A 15,586-nucleotide genomic window follows, 5' to 3' on the forward strand; every position below is an offset into this window, starting at 1 on the left:
GGCGGGCTCTCAGAGCCAGCCCTTGCCCCGGGAGATGCGGATGGCGTCCACGCGGTTGCGCGCCCCGGTCTTCCGGGTGATCGCGGCCATGTAGTTCCGTATGGTCCCGTTGGACAGGTGCAGGCTGCGGGCGATCTCGGCGACCGAGGCGCCTTCGGCGGCCAGTGAGAGCACGCTCAACTCACGTGCGGTCAGCGGCATCCGGGCCGCCTGGAGAAAGCCGTAGCCCAAGGAGTCGTCGATGAACCGCTCCTTCTTCGCGACGCTCCGGATGCCGTCCAGCAGCCGGTGCGGCGGGGCGTTCCGGTCGATGTAGCCGAGGGCCCGCGCCTCGTGGGCCCGCCGCAGCGGCCCCGGCCGCTCCGCGTCCGCAAGCACCAACAGCTCGCCCCGGCCGTCCTTGCCCGATATCTCGCCCGATATCTTGGCTAATTCTCCCTTTCTCGCGGCCCCGTCCGAGCCCGGACAGTGGGTGTCCACCACACAGACGTGTGGTCGTATCGAGCGGGCTCTGCATCGCGCGTCACGCCACGATGTCGTCGTCACTTCGATGTCCGGCTCGGCGTCGATCAGTCCCCCCAATGCGGATCGCAGCAAACAAGAGTCGTGCACCAGAAGTACCCGGATCACGTACTGTCCCTCCAACCCCGTGCGGTTTTGCCCGGTTCCGGGCGTCGTTGATGATTACCGGGGTTGCCCCTGCCGTGAACGCGCATATTGAGCCAACGGGGAGCGCACAGGCGCACAAAAGAGCTTATTCGCGATTTTCTGCTGTCGCGCGCGCCGCTTGCGCCCCTGGCGCCCCCGGTGCGGTGAGGTCGATCAGCCGGCAGACCGTCTCGATGTCGATCTTCACCTGGGCGATGGAGGCGCGCCCCGACAGCCAGGTGATCAGCGCCGAGTGCCAGGTGTGCTCGATGACGCGCACGGCGGACAGCTGCTCGGGCGTCGGCGGTCCGTCCAGCCCCATCGCGTCGAGGATGATCGCGGTGGTGAGGCGGGAGACGGTGTCCACCTCCGGGCTGACCGAGCGGTCGGCGAAGGTGAGGGCCCGGACCATCGCGTCGGCCAGATGCGGCTCGCGCTGGAGCGCCCGGAAGGCGCGCATCAGGGTCTGGGCGACCCGGGCGGTGGGCTCCTCGTCGGCCGGGGGCTGCTTGCGCAGCGTCTCGTGCATGTGCTGGAGCTGGTCCTGCATGGTCGCGACCAGCAGATGGACCTTGGACGGGAAGTAGCGGTAGAGCGTGCCGAGGGCGACGCCCGAGTTCTCGGCGACCTCGCGCATCTGCACCGCGTCGAAGCCGCCGCGGCTGGCCAGCCGGGCGCTGGCGTGCAGGATCCGCCGACGGCGCGCCTCCTGCCGCTCGGTCAGCTGGAGGGAGGCCGGCTTGGCTTCTGCGGTCATCTGTCTCACTTCGGTGCGGTACAGAGGTGATCCGCCGGCGGCCGGCCGGTCCCGGGGGCCGGAACGGGCGCGTGGCGAACCACTGAAACTCGTTCTAGGTTAGCGCGGTGGGTCGCCGTCCACACCGGCGTTTGCGCAGTTGAGACAGGTGACGGCGCTACTCGCGAGTATCCGGCGGGCCGTCCGCGCGTCGCCGCAACGCCCCGACCTGTGCCCGCAGTGGTGCGGATCACCCTTCCCGGCGCCGGTGCCGATGTCCTGACCAGGTATCTTCGAGACTTCTCGGGCGATCCGTTAGTGAAACTTGTTCTAGATAAACGCGAGCGGTTACGCTCCCGCTGAGTTGCACCTAGGAGGGGGCGCGAGTGACCGCTGAGGCCGCGCAGGAGACCGGGACCGGACCAACTCCCGACACACCTCCAGCCGCCGTCGACAGGGATCCCGGGGATCCGGACGGACCGCTGCGGATCGCGCTGCTCACCTACAAGGGGAATCCGTTCTGCGGCGGCCAGGGCGTCTACGTACGCCACCTCTCCCGCGAACTCGCCCGGCTCGGCCACACCGTGGAGGTCATCGGCGCCCAGCCGTATCCGATCCTCGACGACGAGGACGGCGTCACCCTCACCGAGCTGCCCAGCCTCGACCTCTACCGGCAGCCCGACCCCTTCCGCACGCCCCGGCGCGAGGAGTTCCGCGACTGGATCGACGCGCTGGAGGTCGGCACGATGTGGACCGGCGGCTTCCCCGAGCCGCTGACCTTCAGCCTGCGCGCCCGCCGCCATCTCGCCGCCCGCCGCGGCGCGTTCGACGTCGTCCACGACAACCAGACCCTCGGCTACGGGCTGCTGGGCCTGGACCGCGTCGGCTTCCCGCTGGTGACCACCATCCATCACCCGATCACCGTCGACCGGCAGTTGGAGCTGGACGCCGCGCCCGACTGGAAGCGCCGCGCCTCGGTGCGCCGCTGGTACGGCTTCACCCGGATGCAGAAGCGGGTGGCCCGGCGGCTGCCCTCCGTGCTCACCGTCTCCGGCTCCTCCCGCCGGGAGATCGTCGGCCACCTCGGGGTGCGCCCGGGGCGGGTGCACGTGGTGCACATCGGCGCGGACACGCGGCTGTTCTCCCCCGACCCCGCCGTGCCCGAGGTGCCCGGCCGGATCGTCACCACCTCCAGCGCGGATGTGCCGCTCAAGGGCCTGGTCCACCTCGTGGAGGCGCTCGCGAAGGTCCGCACCGAGAACGACGACGCGCATCTGGTCGTCGTCGGCAAGCGCCCCGAGACCGGCCCGGTGGCCGAGGCGATGGCCCGGTACGGACTCGAAGGCGCCGTCGAGTTCGTCAAGGGCATCAGCGACGCCGAACTCGTCGACCTGGTGCGCGGCGCGCAGATCGCCTGCGTGCCCTCCCTGTACGAGGGGTTCTCGCTCCCCGCCGCCGAGGCCATGGCCACCGGCACCCCGCTGGTCGCCACCACCGGCGGCGCGATACCCGAGGTCGCGGGCCCCGACGGCGAGACCTGTCTCGCGGTGCCGCCCGGCGACGCGGGCGCCCTCGCCGCCGCGCTCACCCGGCTCCTGGGCGACGCGGAGCTGCGCCGGAAGCTGGGCGCGGCGGGCCGGGAGCGGGTCCTCGCGCACTTCACCTGGGAGCGGGCCGCGATCGGCACGGTGGAGCGCTACCGCGAGGCCATCGCGGCCCAGGCGACCCAGGCCGGATCCCTGCGCGCCCGGCCCGCCGCCCGCCGTCCCGGCTGACCGCCCGGCCCACCGACCCCCGCCCGCACGCCGACCCGACCCGCCGGATTCCCCCTGATCAGAAGGCAGATCACGTGCTGACCGTGGATTTCTCCCGCTTCCCGCTCGCCCCAGGCGATCGCGTGCTCGACCTGGGCTGCGGCGCCGGCCGGCACGCCTTCGAGTGCTACCGGCGCGGCGCGCGGGTCGTCGCCCTCGACCGCAACGGCGAGGAGATACGGGAAGTCGCCAAGTGGTTCGCCGCCATGAAGGAGGCCGGGGAGGCCCCCGCGGGCGCCACGGCCACCGCCATGGAGGGCGACGCGCTGGCCCTGCCCTTCCCCGACGACAGCTTCGACGTCGTCATCATCTCCGAGGTGATGGAGCACATACCCGACGACAAGGGCGTGCTCGCCGAGATGGTGCGAGTGCTGCGCCCCGGCGGCCGGATCGCGGTCACCGTGCCGCGCTACGGGCCGGAGAAGGTCTGCTGGACGCTGTCCGACGCGTACCACGAGGTCGAGGGCGGCCACATCCGCATCTACCGCGCCGACGAACTCCTCGGCAAGATGCGCGAGGCCGGGCTGCGCCCCTACGGCACCCACCACGCCCACGCGCTGCACAGCCCCTACTGGTGGCTCAAGTGCGCCTTCGGGGTGGACAACGACAAGGCCCTGCCCGTCCGGGCGTACCACAAGCTGCTGGTGTGGGACATCATGAAGAAGCCCATGGCCACCCGGCTCGCCGAGCGGGCCCTCAACCCGGTCGTCGGCAAGAGCTTCGTGGCGTACGCGACCAAGCCGCACATCCCCGCCCAGGACTCCCAGGGGGCGGCGTGACGGCCTTCGGCCCCGGGCCCGGCCGCACCGAACGCCTCGTCCTGCCCGGCGTGCTGACCGCGGAACAGGCCACCCGGACCGTGGCGGGCATCGCCGCCGTCCAGCGCGGCGACGGGGCCATACCGTGGTTCCGCGGCCACCACCTCGACCCGTGGGACCACATCGAGGCCGCGATGGCGCTGGACGCGGCGGGCGAGCGGGAGCGCGCCGAGGCCGCGTACCAATGGCTGGCCCGCCACCAGAACCCCGACGGCTCCTGGTACGCCGCCTACCCCGACATCGCGAGCGGGGTCGACGCCGCACACCCCACCGACCCCGGCCGGGAGTCCAACTTCTGCGCGTACGTCGCCGTCGGCGTCTGGCACCACTACCTGGCCACCGGCGACGACGCCTTCCTGGACCGCGTCTGGCCGACCGTCTTCGCCGCCGTCGAGTTCGTCCTCGGCCTCCAGCAGCCCGGCGGACAGATCGGCTGGCGGCGCGAGGCCGACGGCACCGCGGCGACCGACGCCCTGCTCACCGGCTCCTCGTCCGTCTACCAGGCGCTGCGCTGCGCCCTGGCCATCGCGGAACACCGCGAGGAGCCCCAGCCGGACTGGGAGCTGTCGGCGGGGCTGCTGGGGCACGCCATCCGCCACCACCCCGAGCGGTTCCTCAACAAGGACCACTACTCGATGGACTGGTACTACCCGGTGCTCGGCGGGGCCCTGACCGGCGCGGACGCCAAGGAGCGCATCGAGGCCGACTGGGACCGCTTCGTCGTCCCCGGCCTGGGCGTGCGCTGCCTGTCCACCAACCCCTGGGTCACCGGCGGCGAGAGCTGCGAACTCGCCCTGGCCCTGTGGGTGATGGGGGAGTCGGACCGGGCGGTGGAGATACTCCAGTGGATCCAGTCCCCGCTGCGCGCGGGGGACGGGATGTACTGGACGGGGTACGTCTTCGACGACGACGCCGTCTGGCCCGAGGAGCGCACCACCTGGACCGCGGGCTCGCTGCTGCTGGCGGTGGCCGCGCTCGGCGGGGACGAGCCGACCACGGCGGTCTTCGGCGGGGAGCGGCTGCCGCGCGGGCTGGACTCGGACTGCTGCGGGTAGCGGGCCGGACCGGGCCGGGCCCGGGTGTCGGCCGTTGACCGGCTTCAGCAGTCGTTCAGCTGTTGAGGTCGGCCAGCGTCCGCAGCGTCTCCGGGCCGGGCGCGGTCACCAGCAGGTCGGTCACCGGCCCCTTGCGCCACAGCTCCAGCCGCTCCGCGATCCGCTCGCGCGGCCCGACCAGCGAGATCTCGTCCGCGAACGCGTCCGGGACCGTCTGGACCGCCTCCGCGCGGCGGCCCGCGAGAAAGAGCTCCTGGACCCGCCGCGCCTCCTCCTCGTAACCCATGCGCGCCATCAGGTCGGCGTGGAAGTTACGGGCCGCGTGGCCCATGCCGCCGATGTAGAAGCCGAGCATCGCCTTCACCGGCAGCAGCCCCTCGGCGACGTCCACGCACACCCGGGCCTGGGCCATGGGCGCCACCATGAACCCCTCGGGCGCCTCGGCGAGCGCCGCCTCGTACAGCTCCGTGCGCTGCGGCGACCAGTACAGCGGCAGCCAGCCGTCGGCGATCCGCACCGTCTGCGCGATGTTCTTGGGGCCCTCGGCGCCGAGGAGGAGGGGCAGATCGGGCCGGAGCGGGTGCACGATCGGCTTCAGCGGCTTGCCGAGCCCGGTGGCGTCCGGCCCGGCGTACGGGTGCGGATGGAATCGCCCGTCCAGCCGCACCGGGGCCTCGCGGCGCAGCACCTGGCGGATGACGTCCACGTACTCGCGGGTGGCGGTCAGCGGGCTCTTGGGGAACGGGCGCCCGTACCAGCCCTCGACGACCTGCGGGCCGGACAGCCCGAGGCCGAGCATCATCCGGCCGCCGGAGAGATGGTCGAGGGTGAGGGCGTGCATCGCGGTGGCGGTGGGGGTGCGGGCGGCCATCTGTGCGACGGCCGTGCCCAGCCTGACGCGGCTGGTGTGGGCGGCGATCCAGGTGAGCGGGGTGAAGGCGTCGGAACCCCAGGACTCGGCCGTCCAGACGGAGTGATAGCCGAACCGCTCGGCCTGCCGGGCGAGTTCCAGATGGCGGGGGTCGGGGCCGCGGCCCCAGTAGCCGAGCGCCAGTCCGAGCCGCATGGCGTCCCTCCATCCCCGTGCGCGACATGACGGTATGTCAGGTGGCGTGACGGTCGGACTGTACGGCCCGGGTCCGGGAATGGCAACGGCCCCCCGCCCTTGACCGGGCGGGGGGCCGATGAGTTTCCCGTGGGCGTCAGCCGCGCTGGATTCCCGTGGTGTCCTGGAGAACGCCACGACGGCCGTCCTGCGTCTGGGCGACCAGCGCCTGACCGCGCTGCTCGACCGCGAGGTACCAGGTGCCGGGGGCCAGCTCGGCGATGGTCGACGACGAGCCGTCCTCCGCGTACAGCGGGCGGGCGACCGGCACCGCGAACCAGAACGGGGTGAAGTCCGAGCCGGCCGCCGCCGGAGGCGGGGTCGGCTGGCCCGCGCCCGGCTGGGCGCCGAACGGCTGGCCGGGCTGACCGGGCTGGGCACCGTACGGGGCCGGGGCGCCGGGCTGCGCACCGCCGGGGCCCGGGTAGCCGTAACCGGGCTGCGGGGCGGCGCCGTACGGAGGCACGGCCGCCGGGGCGGCGGCGTTCATCAGCGGGAGCTTCAGGGCGGGGATGCGCTGCGTGAGCAGGGCGCCCGCGGCCAGCGCGAGGTTGGCGATCAGACCGAGGATCTGGCCGACGCCCTTGTCGAGTCCGTCAGGCCCGCCGATGATCGTCCACAGCGAGCTCCAGGCGGCGAACACCGCGAGCGCGGTGCCCCACTGGTCGAGCGAGAGCCCGAAGAGGTTCCGGCCCGCGGGCTGGAAGCGCGCGGAGACGATGAGAGCAGCAGCGATCACACCAGCCAGGAAGATCGACGGCAGCACCGGGAAGAAGTCGGACTTCCATCCGTTGACGCTGGGGCTGCTGCCGCAGTACTGACCGCTGCAACTGTACGAGTAAAAGTCGAGGAACGAGGCGATGAAGAGCAACACCGCTGCTCCGATCACCACGCCGTCGCCTCGAGTGAGGGAGCGGATGTTCAACGTAGAGGTCCTTTGTCGGTTTCGTCGGTACGGACGGCAGTCGCCGGGCGCATGGCGCGAAGGCGTCGGGGGTGGTGCCCCATCGTACGGGTGATTCTGCCGCCGGTGAGCAGGGGTATCCGATCGGTGTCCCGCTCGTGACCTGCCGTTCGGAGAGTTGTTGCGTTAACCGTTCAAGAAGTCCGTAATGCCCTGTGCGATCCCCCGTGCGGCGCGCTGCCGCCATGCCGCGTCGGTCAGTTGTGCCGCGTCTTTCGGGTCACGCATGTTGCCGCACTCGATGAACACCTTCGGCACGGTGGACAGATTGAGTCCGCCGAGGTCATCGCGCACTTTCAGGCCGTCCCCGTCGCCCATGTAGTTGGCGGGCGCGTCTCCGGTCGCCGCTTCGAAGCCCGAGACCAGCCGCTTGCCGAGGCGGCGGGAGGGCGCGGTGATCGACGAGGTGTCGGCGTCGCCGCCGCGTACGGAGGCGGGCAGGATGACATGGAAGCCGCGCTGCCCGGCCGCCGCGCCGTCCGCGTGGACGGAGACGACCGCGTCGGCGTGCGCCTTGTTGCCGATCTCCGCCCGCTCGTCCACGCACGGTCCGTACGCCCGGTCGCCGTCCTGGGTGAAGACGACCTTGGCGCCCCGGTCTTGGAGCAGGGTGCGCACGCGGCGTGAGACGTCGAGTGTGAAAGACGCCTCGGAATAGCCGGAGTTGGTGGCCGTACCGGTGGTGTCGCACTCCTTCTTCGCCGTGCCGATGTCGACGCTGCGGGCGATCTCGGAGGTGTGGTCGCGGTTGTGTGGATTGTGGCCGGGGTCGATGACCACGACCTTGCCGGCGAGTGACCGGCCGGGGTCTCCCTTGTCCCCCTCCGGATCTCGGGTGGCCGTGCCCGACGGGCCGCCGCTCCGGGGCGGGGCGATCGAGGTGCTGTCGGCGGTCGGCAGGGGAGCGACGCCGCCGCTCTTCGAGTCGCCCATGGAGTCCCAGATCAGCCAGCCGGCGAGACAGGCGGGCACCAGCGCGGTCAGCACGACCGCGAGGGTTCCGCCGCGGCGGCCGGGGCTGGGGGGAAAGCTTCCGTTCGACACCCGGGCGATGGTAGCCGTGCGGGGTGAAGGCCCGCGGGCGGGGCGCACGGTCGGTCGCGGGCCCTTGTCGCGCGGTGCGCCGGGTCGGGGTCAGGGTGTCAGGGCACGAGGCTCTTGAGGTCGATGTCGAGGGAGAAGGGGACGGTTGCCTTCAAGTGGTCACGGTGGATGCCGGTGGCCACATACGTGCTGGTCATGTCGTCGAGTTCGTAGGTGTGGACGGTGGGGGCGCCGGCCTCGTCCTCGATGCGCCAGAAGTGGGGGATCTTGGCCTGTGCGTACTTGAAGGGCTTCAGGGACCGGTCGCGATCCGCCGACTCCTCCGAGACGACCTCGATGACCAGAGCGATCTCTTCGGGTGCGTACCAGGTGCGGTCCGGGTCGTATGAGGCGGTGGTGACCAGAATGTCTGGTTCGGGCCGACTTTTCTTGTCGAGTCGAATGGTCATCTCGCGCTCGGTCTCGAGTCCTGCCGGGGCCGCCTGCCGGAGGGCGAAGGTCAGGTTCTCCACCAGCCGGGAGTGCCGGGACCGCCGCGGCGACATCATGAAGATCAGGGCCCCGTCGATCAGTTCGGTGTGCCGCGGTGCCTGGGGAAGGTGATCGAGGTCGTCCGCTTCCCAGCCGCTCGGCCTGGGCGGGATCATCCAGTCGGGGAGTTCGGCGGTCACGGCTTCCTTCGGGCGTGTCACGGAGCGGTGCGGGCCTCGATCCCTGATCGCCGACTCGGTCGCCCGGCTGGTGTCAGCGTAGTGGATGGCGTCGGCTGCCGAGTGTTCACGAAGCCCGGCCGAGGTTGTCGGGCATTGCTCGGGCCAGGCGTGGACGCCGCGGTCGCCATGGAGGGCGCGGACGTGTGCGGAGGCGCGGGGGTCGTGCCCGTCCGGGCCCGTCAGGAAGGGGCGGGACAGGGGAGAGAATCAGCCGGCCACGCCCCCGCCCACGCGCCGCAGAACGCGCAGCGAGCCGGTCACGGACAGTTCCGCGAAGGCGCCGGAGGTGAGCGCGCGGCGGTAGATCCGGTACGGGGCCTGGCCGCCGTCGGCCGGGTCGGGGAACACGTCGTGGATCACCAGCAGCCCGCCGGCGGCCAGGTGCGGGGTCCAGCCCTCGTAGTCGGCCGCCGCGTGCTCGTCGGTGTGGCCGCCGTCGATGAACACCAGCCCGACCGGTCCGCCCCATATCGCCGCGGCCTGCGGGGACCGGCCGACGACCGCGATGACGTGGTCCTCGAGACCGGCGGCGTGGAGGGTGCGGCGGAAGGTCGGCAGGGTGTCCATCCGGCCGACCTCCGGGTCGACGACCTCCGGGTCGTGGTACTCCCAGCCGGGCTGCTGCTCCTCGGAGCCGCGGTGGTGGTCGACGGTGATCGCGACCGTGCCCGCCGCGCGGGCGGCGGCGGCCAGCAGGATCGTGGAGCGGCCGCAGTACGTGCCGACCTCCAGGAGCGGCAGCCGCAGCGCGCCGGCGGCGTCAGCGGCGGCGGCGTACAGGGCGAGGCCCTCGTCCACGGGCATGAAGCCCTTCGCGGCGCGGAACGCGGCGAGCGTGGCGGCGTCGGGGGACCCGGAGGTCTCGGGGGTCTCGGGGGTCTCGGTGGGGGCGGAGGCAGGAGGGGTCACCGGGTCATCGTGCCGTACCGCTCGGCGGCGGCGGGGCGGCGGGGGTGCCCCATGGATTCGCGACATCCTCGTGCCCGTCCTGTCATCTGACCTTCCGTCAGATTGGAACACGTTCTACCATCGCCCACGGCCGGCCGGTTCGAGATCCGAGAGAGGCGCTCCATGGGCATCGCCATCACGGAAGACCAGCGGGAACTGGCGCGCGCGGTGCGGGGGTGGTGTGCGCGGGCCGTGCCGCCCGAAGAGGTGCGCAAGCTGCTGGACGCCCCCGCGGGCGGGTCGGGGCGGCCCGCGTACTGGGCCGGGCTGGCCGGGCAGGGGCTGCTCGGGCCGCATCTGCCCGAGGCGTACGGCGGGGGCGGCGGCGGGCTGCTCGACCTCGCCGTGGTCCTGGAGGAGACCGGGCGCGCGGCGCTCCCCGGGCCGTATCTGCCGACCGTGCTGGCCTCGGCGGTGCTGGCGCGCGCGGGGCAGGGCGAGCTGACCGCCGCGCTCGCCGAGGGCGTGTGCGTCGGGGCGGTCGCCCTGGGCGCCGGATCGCTCACCGCGACCCCGGCCGACGCGGCGCGGGGCTGGGCGCTGGACGGGTGCGCCCCGCCCGTGCTCGGCGCGGCCGAGGCCGACCTCGTCGTGCTGGCCGCCACGACCGCCGACGGCGGTACCGCGTGGTTCGCCGTCGACGCCCGCGACCTGGAGATCCGCGCCCACGACGGCGCCGACCCGACCCGCCCGACCGCCGAGGTGAGGGCGACGCGCACGGCCGTCCCCGCCGACCGGGCGCTCGCGGTGGACCCGGGGCTGGTACGGGACCTGGCGGCGGTCCTCCTCGCCGCCGAGGCCTGCGGGACGGCCGGGTGGGCCCTGGACACCGCGGTCGCGCACGCCAGGACGCGCGAGCAGTTCGGGCGGCCCATCGGCCAGTTCCAGGCGGTCAAGCACCTGTGCGCCGACATGCTCGTCCGCGTCGAGCAGGCGCGCGCCCTCACCTGGGACGCGGCCCGCGCGGCGGGCGAGGCGGGTGAGGAAGGGGCGCGCGCCCTGACCGCCGCGCTCGCCGCCGCCACCGCGCTCGACGCCGCCCACAGCTGCGCCAAGGACTGCATCCAGATCCTCGGCGGCATCGGCTTCACCTGGGAGCACGACACCCACCTCCACCTCCGCCGCGCCACCGCCGCCCGGGCCCTGCTCGGCCCGGGCGGCGCCCACCGGCTGCGGGCCGCCCGGCTCGCCGCCGCAGGCGCGCGGCGCGAGCTGCGGCTGGAGCTCCCGGCGGAGGGGGAGGTCCGCCGGGACTACGAGCGGCACCGGGAGCAGGCGCGGGCCGCGATCGGGGCGGCGCGCGGCCTGGACCCCGGCGCCGCCCGCCGCGCCCTCGCGCCCACCGGCCACGCCGCCCCGCACCTGCCGCCCCCGTACGGGCTCGGCGCCGGACCCGTACAGCAGCTCGCGGTGCAGCGGGAGTTGGCCGACGCGGGGGTGGTCCTCGGCGACCTGGGGGTCGCCACCTGGGTCGTGCCCTCGCTCATCGCGTACGGGACGCCGGAGCAGCGGGAGCGCTATCTGCTGCCGACGCTGCGCGGCGAACTGCGGTGGTGCCAGCTGTTCTCCGAGCCGGAGGCGGGGTCCGACCTGGCGGCGCTGCGGACGAGGGCCGAGCGGACCGAGGAGGGGTGGCGGGTCAACGGGCAGAAGGTGTGGACGTCGGGGGCGCGGCGGGCGCACCACGGCATCCTGCTGGCCCGTACGAACCCCCGGGCGCCCAAGCACAAGGGGCTCACCTACTTCCTCGTCGACATGGAGCGCACCGCCGGGATCGACATCCGCCCGCTGCGGGAGATCACCGGGGAGTCGCTCTTCAACGAGGTCTATCTGGACGACGTCCTGCTGCCGCACGACGCGGTGGTGGGCGAGGTGGACGGCGGCTGGGCGGTGGCCCGCAACACGCTCGGCAACGAGCGCGTCCACATGGCGGACCAGCTGACCTTCGACACCGGCCTGGAGGCCCTGATCGCGCGCACGGCCGCCGACGGGGCCGGTGCCGACGACTGGGTGCGGGAGCGGGTCGGGGCGCTGGCGGCCGAGGCGCACGCACTGGCGTGCCTGGCGCTGCGCACCACCTTGCGGCAGGTGTCCGGCGTGGAGCCGGGGGCGGGCGCGAGCGTCCGCAAGCTCATCCAGACCGCGCACCAGCAGAAGGTCGCGGAGCTGGCACTGGAACTGCTCGGCCCGGCGGGCGCGGTGCGCGAGGGCGCGGGGGAGCGGGCGCTGCACGGCTTTCTGATGTCCCGCTGTCTGACCATCGCCGGGGGTACGACGCAGGTGCAGCTGAACGTCGTCGCGGAGCGGATGCTGGGGCTGCCGCGCGACCCGGCGCCCGCGTAACGCGCGCCCGCGCATCGCGCAGCCGGGCCCGTACCCGTACGAGCCGGGGCTCGCACGGCACACGCCCCGGGGCCCGGGGCGCACGGTCCACGCCCGAGGCGGGCGCGCACCCCCGCTTGTGCCCGTGCACATGCGCCTTTCGTGCGAGCCCTACGCCCAACGACCCAGGTAGGTACGACAAAAATACGATGCACTGTGCATGGGTCGGTGCCAGCATCACGCCCATGCCGGCCCACACCCCCTCCGCCACAGGTCACTCGTCCGCCGCAGCACGTGTCACCCCACCGGCCTGGGCGGTGCTGCTGGCCGCGTGTGCGGGGCAGTTCCTGGTCGTCCTCGATGTGTCCGTGGTCAATGTCGCGCTGCCGTCGATGCGTACGGACCTCGGGCTCGGCGAGACCGCGCTCCAGTGGGTGATCAACGCCTACGCGCTCACCTTCGCCGGGTTTCTGCTGCTCGGCGGCCGGGCCGCCGACCTCTTCGGGCGCAAGCGGGCCTTCCTCGTCGGCCTGGGCCTGTTCACCGTGGCCAGCCTGGCGGGCGGACTCGCCCAGGAGCCCTGGCAGCTGGTCGCCGCCCGCGCCGCCCAGGGCCTGGGCGCGGCCGTGCTCTCCCCGGCCACCCTCACCATCCTCACCACCTCCTTCCCGGGCGGTGCGGCCCGCACCCGGGCCATCGGCACCTGGACGGCGGTCGGCGCGGGCGGCGGCGCCGCGGGCGGGCTGGTCGGCGGGGTGCTCACCGACTACCTCTCCTGGCGCTGGGTGCTGCTGGTCAATGTGCCCGTGGGCGCGCTGGTGCTGGTCGCCGGGGCGGTGTGGCTGGCCGAGAGCCGGGCGGCGGCCGGGCGCCGGCTCGACGTACCGGGCGCGGTCCTCGTCACGGCGGGGGTCTCCTCGCTCGCGTACGGCATCGTGCAGACCGAGCGGCACGGCTGGGCCGCCACCGCCTCGCTGGTACCGCTGCTCGGCGGGCTGGCCCTGCTCGGCGTCTTCCTCGCCGTCGAGGCGCGCACCCGGGCCCCGCTGATGCCGCTGAGGCTGTTCCGCATCAGGGCGGTGTGGGCGGCGAACTCGGTGATGCTGGTGTGCGGCGGCGGCATGTTCGCGATGTGGTACTTCATGTCGCTGTATCTCCAGAACGTGCTGCACTTCAGCCCCGTCGAGGCCGGTCTCGCCTTCCTCCCGCACACCCTGTCCATCGTCCTCGGCTCCAAGCTCGCGCCCCGGCTGATGGCGGTGTTCAGCGGCAAGGCGCTGGCGATGACCGGCGGGATCCTGGCCGTCGTCGGCTATGCCTGGCAGAGCCGGATGGACGCCGACGGCACCTTCGCCGGTACGGTCCTGGGCCCCGCGATCGTCATGTCGCTCGGCTCCGGGCTGATGATGACCCCGCTGGCCTCGGCCGCCACCTCGGGCGCCGCGCCGTCCGAGGCCGGGCTGGTGGCGGGCCTGGTCAACACCAGCCGGCAGATCGGCGGCGCGCTCGGCCTCACCGTGCTGACCACGGTCGCCGCCGAGCGCATCGCCGCGACCGAGGGCGGCAGCGGCGGCAGCGGCGGTGGCGCTGACGGGCCGGGGCCGGTGGCGCTGGCGGCCGGATACGCCCACGCGTTCACCGTCTCCTCGGGCATCATCGCGGCCGCCGTGGTCCTGATGGCCGTGGCCCTGCCGCGCCGACGCGCCTGAGAATTCCTCCGCGGCCGGGCAACGGTTCGCCGCCCCCATGGACTCCGTAGAGCGAAGGAGGTGCCCATGGGGGACAAGACGGCGAACCGGGACGAGGAGTTCCGGGAGTTCGTCACCACGCGATGGCCGAGGCTGCTGCGCACGGCGTATCTGCTCAGCGGCGACCAGCACACCGCCGAGGACCTGGTCCAGTCGGCCCTGGTGCGGACCTACGTGGCATGGCGGCGGGTCAGCGCCGCCGACGAGCCGGACGCCTATGTGCGCCGCATCCTCGTCAACGAGCACGCGCGGCGGCACCGCAGAAGGCTGAAGGAGTTCCTGACCTTCGGCCCGGGCGACCTGGCCCACCAGGCGACCGACCGGGACCGGATGGCCCTGGCCGACGACCGGGCCATGCTGCGCCACGCCCTGGCGCAACTGCCGCCCCGGCAGCGCCAGGCCGTCGTGCTGCGGCACTGGGAGGACCTCAGCGAGTCGCAGGTGGCGAGCGCCATGGGCTGCTCGGTCGGAACGGTCAAGAGCCAGGCGGCGAAGGGGCTGGCGAAGCTCCGGGCCGCGCTGGCACTCGAAGGCGTGACCGCGGGTCACGGGGAGGCGCGATGAACAGGGAGTCGTGGTACGTGGAGTCCGAGCACGGGAACGACCCGGACCGGGAGACGGGCGCGGTGGCGGGCCGGCTGGCCGCGATCGCGGACGAGGTGACGATCGGACCCGCGCCCTACCCGGACGTGGTCCGCGACGGCCGCCGGCGCAGGACCCGCCGCCGAGCAGCGGGGGCCACCGCCCTGGCGGTCACGGCCGTGCTGGTGGCCGGAGGGGTGAGCCTGGGGGACTTCGGCGGCTCCGGCCAGGGCGGGACGGCGACGGCGGCCGCCGCCCCGGTGTCCGCGCCGGGCGCGCTGCACCCGGTCACCACCGTGGTGAGCAAGGGGAAGACCGACGGGAAGCGCTGGCAGGTCTCGGTCACCGTCTACGGGCCCGCGCGGACGAAGGAGGAGGCGCACCGCCAGTACGACCTGGCGATGCGCCGGGGGGACGCCTATCCGATCCTGGACGACAGGTGGGAGGGGAAGTACCCGAAGAACCTGCGCATCGGCGTGACCTGGTTCTCCACCCGGGTGACCGAGGGCACGGGGAAGCCGCGGACGATGGCGGACTGGGTGTCGCCGAAGCCCGGCAAGGGGGAGACGCTGCTGGGCGGCTCGTATCAGCACCAGGGCGCCGAGGCCGCCCCGGTGGGCCTGGCGTGGCTGGCGCCGAAGGTGGAGCGCGTGGTGGTCCACTGGAAGGGCGGTTCGACCGACGAGCCGAAGATAAGTTCGGTGAAGGGCACCGACGTTCGCTGGATCGTGAGCGAGCGCCCGGCCGCCGGGGTGCCGGACGATTTCATCGACCTCTACGACGACAAGGGGAAGCGGACGCGGCTCGGGCCCGCCATACGGCTGGAGGACGTGAAGAAGCAGACGCGGCGGGCGGCCGTGAAGAAGGAGCAGCTGAAGGCCCTGACGAAGACCGGCCGGGAGACGCCGGTGAAGATCACCGAGCTGAGGTGACCGCGTTGACCGAGGTGGCCACGGCGACCGAGGTGGCCACGGCGACCGAGATGGCCACGGCGACCGAGGTGGCCACGGCGACCGAGGTGACCTGAGGCGACGGGCCGGGCGGCCCCGGGGCGGCGCGACGGGGGCGCGCCGCGGGGCCGCCCCTCCG

The 15,586-nt window shown here is 73.3% G+C and carries 14 protein-coding genes; 7 read left to right on the forward strand and 7 right to left on the reverse strand.

Features of this window, described 5'->3' with window-relative positions; translation table 11 throughout:
• Positions 1-9 precede the first annotated feature (9 nt).
• Together ACH4S9_RS04990 and ACH4S9_RS04995 are read right to left on the reverse strand one after the other, a co-directional pair.
• Positions 10-630, reverse strand: a complete 621-nt coding sequence (locus tag ACH4S9_RS04990; RefSeq protein ID WP_352131258.1) for a response regulator transcription factor — start codon at positions 628-630, stop codon at positions 10-12.
• Between the two features lie 124 nt (positions 631-754).
• Positions 755-1,405 carry a TetR family transcriptional regulator gene (locus ACH4S9_RS04995; protein ID WP_311722850.1) on the reverse strand — a complete coding sequence of 217 codons (651 nt, stop codon included), beginning with the start codon at positions 1,403-1,405 and terminating at the stop codon, positions 755-757.
• A gap of 365 nt (positions 1,406-1,770) precedes the next feature.
• Between ACH4S9_RS04995 and ACH4S9_RS05000 the strand changes: the two genes are divergently transcribed.
• The 3 genes from ACH4S9_RS05000 to ACH4S9_RS05010 all read left to right on the forward strand — a co-directional run bounded on the left by ACH4S9_RS05000 (position 1,771) and on the right by ACH4S9_RS05010 (position 5,071).
• Complete coding sequence (locus ACH4S9_RS05000; RefSeq protein ID WP_311722851.1) at positions 1,771-3,159, forward strand: glycosyltransferase family 4 protein; 1,389 nt, start codon at positions 1,771-1,773, stop codon at positions 3,157-3,159.
• A gap of 74 nt (positions 3,160-3,233) precedes the next feature.
• Positions 3,234-3,977, forward strand: coding sequence for a methyltransferase domain-containing protein (locus ACH4S9_RS05005; RefSeq protein ID WP_311722852.1), 744 nt, complete (start codon positions 3,234-3,236; stop codon positions 3,975-3,977).
• On the forward strand, positions 3,974-5,071 hold the full coding sequence (locus ACH4S9_RS05010; protein ID WP_398369870.1) for a prenyltransferase: 1,098 nt from the start codon (positions 3,974-3,976) through the stop codon (positions 5,069-5,071). Before ACH4S9_RS05005 ends, ACH4S9_RS05010 begins: the two co-directional genes overlap by 4 nt.
• A 55-nt stretch (positions 5,072-5,126) precedes the next feature.
• Here the strand turns inward: ACH4S9_RS05010 and ACH4S9_RS05015 are convergent, their stop codons facing one another.
• The 5 genes from ACH4S9_RS05015 to ACH4S9_RS05035 form a co-directional block, all read right to left on the reverse strand.
• On the reverse strand, positions 5,127-6,137 hold the full coding sequence (locus ACH4S9_RS05015) for an LLM class F420-dependent oxidoreductase (protein WP_398369872.1): 1,011 nt from the start codon (positions 6,135-6,137) through the stop codon (positions 5,127-5,129).
• Positions 6,138-6,273: 136 nt separating this feature from the next.
• Positions 6,274-7,101: a hypothetical protein gene (locus ACH4S9_RS05020; RefSeq protein ID WP_358843984.1), complete on the reverse strand. Its 828-nt coding sequence runs from the start codon at positions 7,099-7,101 to the stop codon at positions 6,274-6,276.
• A gap of 165 nt (positions 7,102-7,266) precedes the next feature.
• Positions 7,267-8,184: an N-acetylmuramoyl-L-alanine amidase gene (locus ACH4S9_RS05025; protein ID WP_398369875.1), complete on the reverse strand. Its 918-nt coding sequence runs from the start codon at positions 8,182-8,184 to the stop codon at positions 7,267-7,269.
• Between the two features lie 98 nt (positions 8,185-8,282).
• The gene (locus tag ACH4S9_RS05030; protein WP_398369877.1) at positions 8,283-8,855 is read right to left on the reverse strand and encodes a Uma2 family endonuclease; all 573 of its coding nucleotides are present in this window, start codon (positions 8,853-8,855) and stop codon (positions 8,283-8,285) included.
• Positions 8,856-9,104: 249 nt separating this feature from the next.
• Entirely contained in the window at positions 9,105-9,701 is a 597-nt protein-coding gene (locus ACH4S9_RS05035; protein ID WP_398370515.1) for a class I SAM-dependent methyltransferase, read from the reverse strand.
• Between the two features lie 267 nt (positions 9,702-9,968).
• On the opposite strand from ACH4S9_RS05035, the gene ACH4S9_RS05040 reads away from it, so the two are divergent.
• The 4 genes from ACH4S9_RS05040 to ACH4S9_RS05055 all read left to right on the forward strand — a co-directional run bounded on the left by ACH4S9_RS05040 (position 9,969) and on the right by ACH4S9_RS05055 (position 15,429).
• On the forward strand, positions 9,969-12,188 hold the full coding sequence (locus ACH4S9_RS05040) for an acyl-CoA dehydrogenase (protein ID WP_398369879.1): 2,220 nt from the start codon (positions 9,969-9,971) through the stop codon (positions 12,186-12,188).
• Positions 12,189-12,412: 224 nt separating this feature from the next.
• Positions 12,413-13,876, forward strand: a complete 1,464-nt coding sequence (locus tag ACH4S9_RS05045; protein WP_398369881.1) for an MFS transporter — start codon at positions 12,413-12,415, stop codon at positions 13,874-13,876.
• A 66-nt stretch (positions 13,877-13,942) separates the two neighbouring features.
• Positions 13,943-14,479: a SigE family RNA polymerase sigma factor gene (locus ACH4S9_RS05050; RefSeq protein WP_398369883.1), complete on the forward strand. Its 537-nt coding sequence runs from the start codon at positions 13,943-13,945 to the stop codon at positions 14,477-14,479.
• A complete protein-coding gene (locus ACH4S9_RS05055) occupies positions 14,476-15,429 on the forward strand; it encodes a hypothetical protein (RefSeq protein WP_398369885.1) in 954 nt (317 codons plus the stop codon). The genes ACH4S9_RS05050 and ACH4S9_RS05055 overlap by 4 nt, the downstream gene beginning before the upstream one ends.
• Positions 15,430-15,586: the final 157 nt, after the last annotated feature.

Source organism: Streptomyces sp. NPDC021225, assembly GCF_044332865.1.
In the GTDB taxonomy this organism is placed as follows: Bacteria; Actinomycetota; Actinomycetes; order Streptomycetales; family Streptomycetaceae; genus Streptomyces.

Bases quoted from the DNA above. Each gene is read 5' to 3' on its own strand.
- ACH4S9_RS04995 (WP_311722850.1), bottom strand. From the start codon at position 1,405: ATGACCGCAGAAGCCAAGCCGGCCTCCCTCCAGCTGACCGAGCGGCAG.
- ACH4S9_RS05015 (WP_398369872.1), bottom strand. From the start codon at position 6,137: ATGCGGCTCGGACTGGCGCTCGGCTACTGGGGCCGCGGCCCCGACCCC.
- ACH4S9_RS05035 (WP_398370515.1), bottom strand. From the start codon at position 9,701: ATGCCCGTGGACGAGGGCCTCGCCCTGTACGCCGCCGCCGCTGACGCC.
- ACH4S9_RS05040 (WP_398369879.1), top strand. From the start codon at position 9,969: ATGGGCATCGCCATCACGGAAGACCAGCGGGAACTGGCGCGCGCGGTG.
- ACH4S9_RS05045 (WP_398369881.1), top strand. From the start codon at position 12,413: ATGCCGGCCCACACCCCCTCCGCCACAGGTCACTCGTCCGCCGCAGCA.
- ACH4S9_RS05050 (WP_398369883.1), top strand. From the start codon at position 13,943: ATGGGGGACAAGACGGCGAACCGGGACGAGGAGTTCCGGGAGTTCGTC.
- ACH4S9_RS05055 (WP_398369885.1), top strand. From the start codon at position 14,476: ATGAACAGGGAGTCGTGGTACGTGGAGTCCGAGCACGGGAACGACCCG.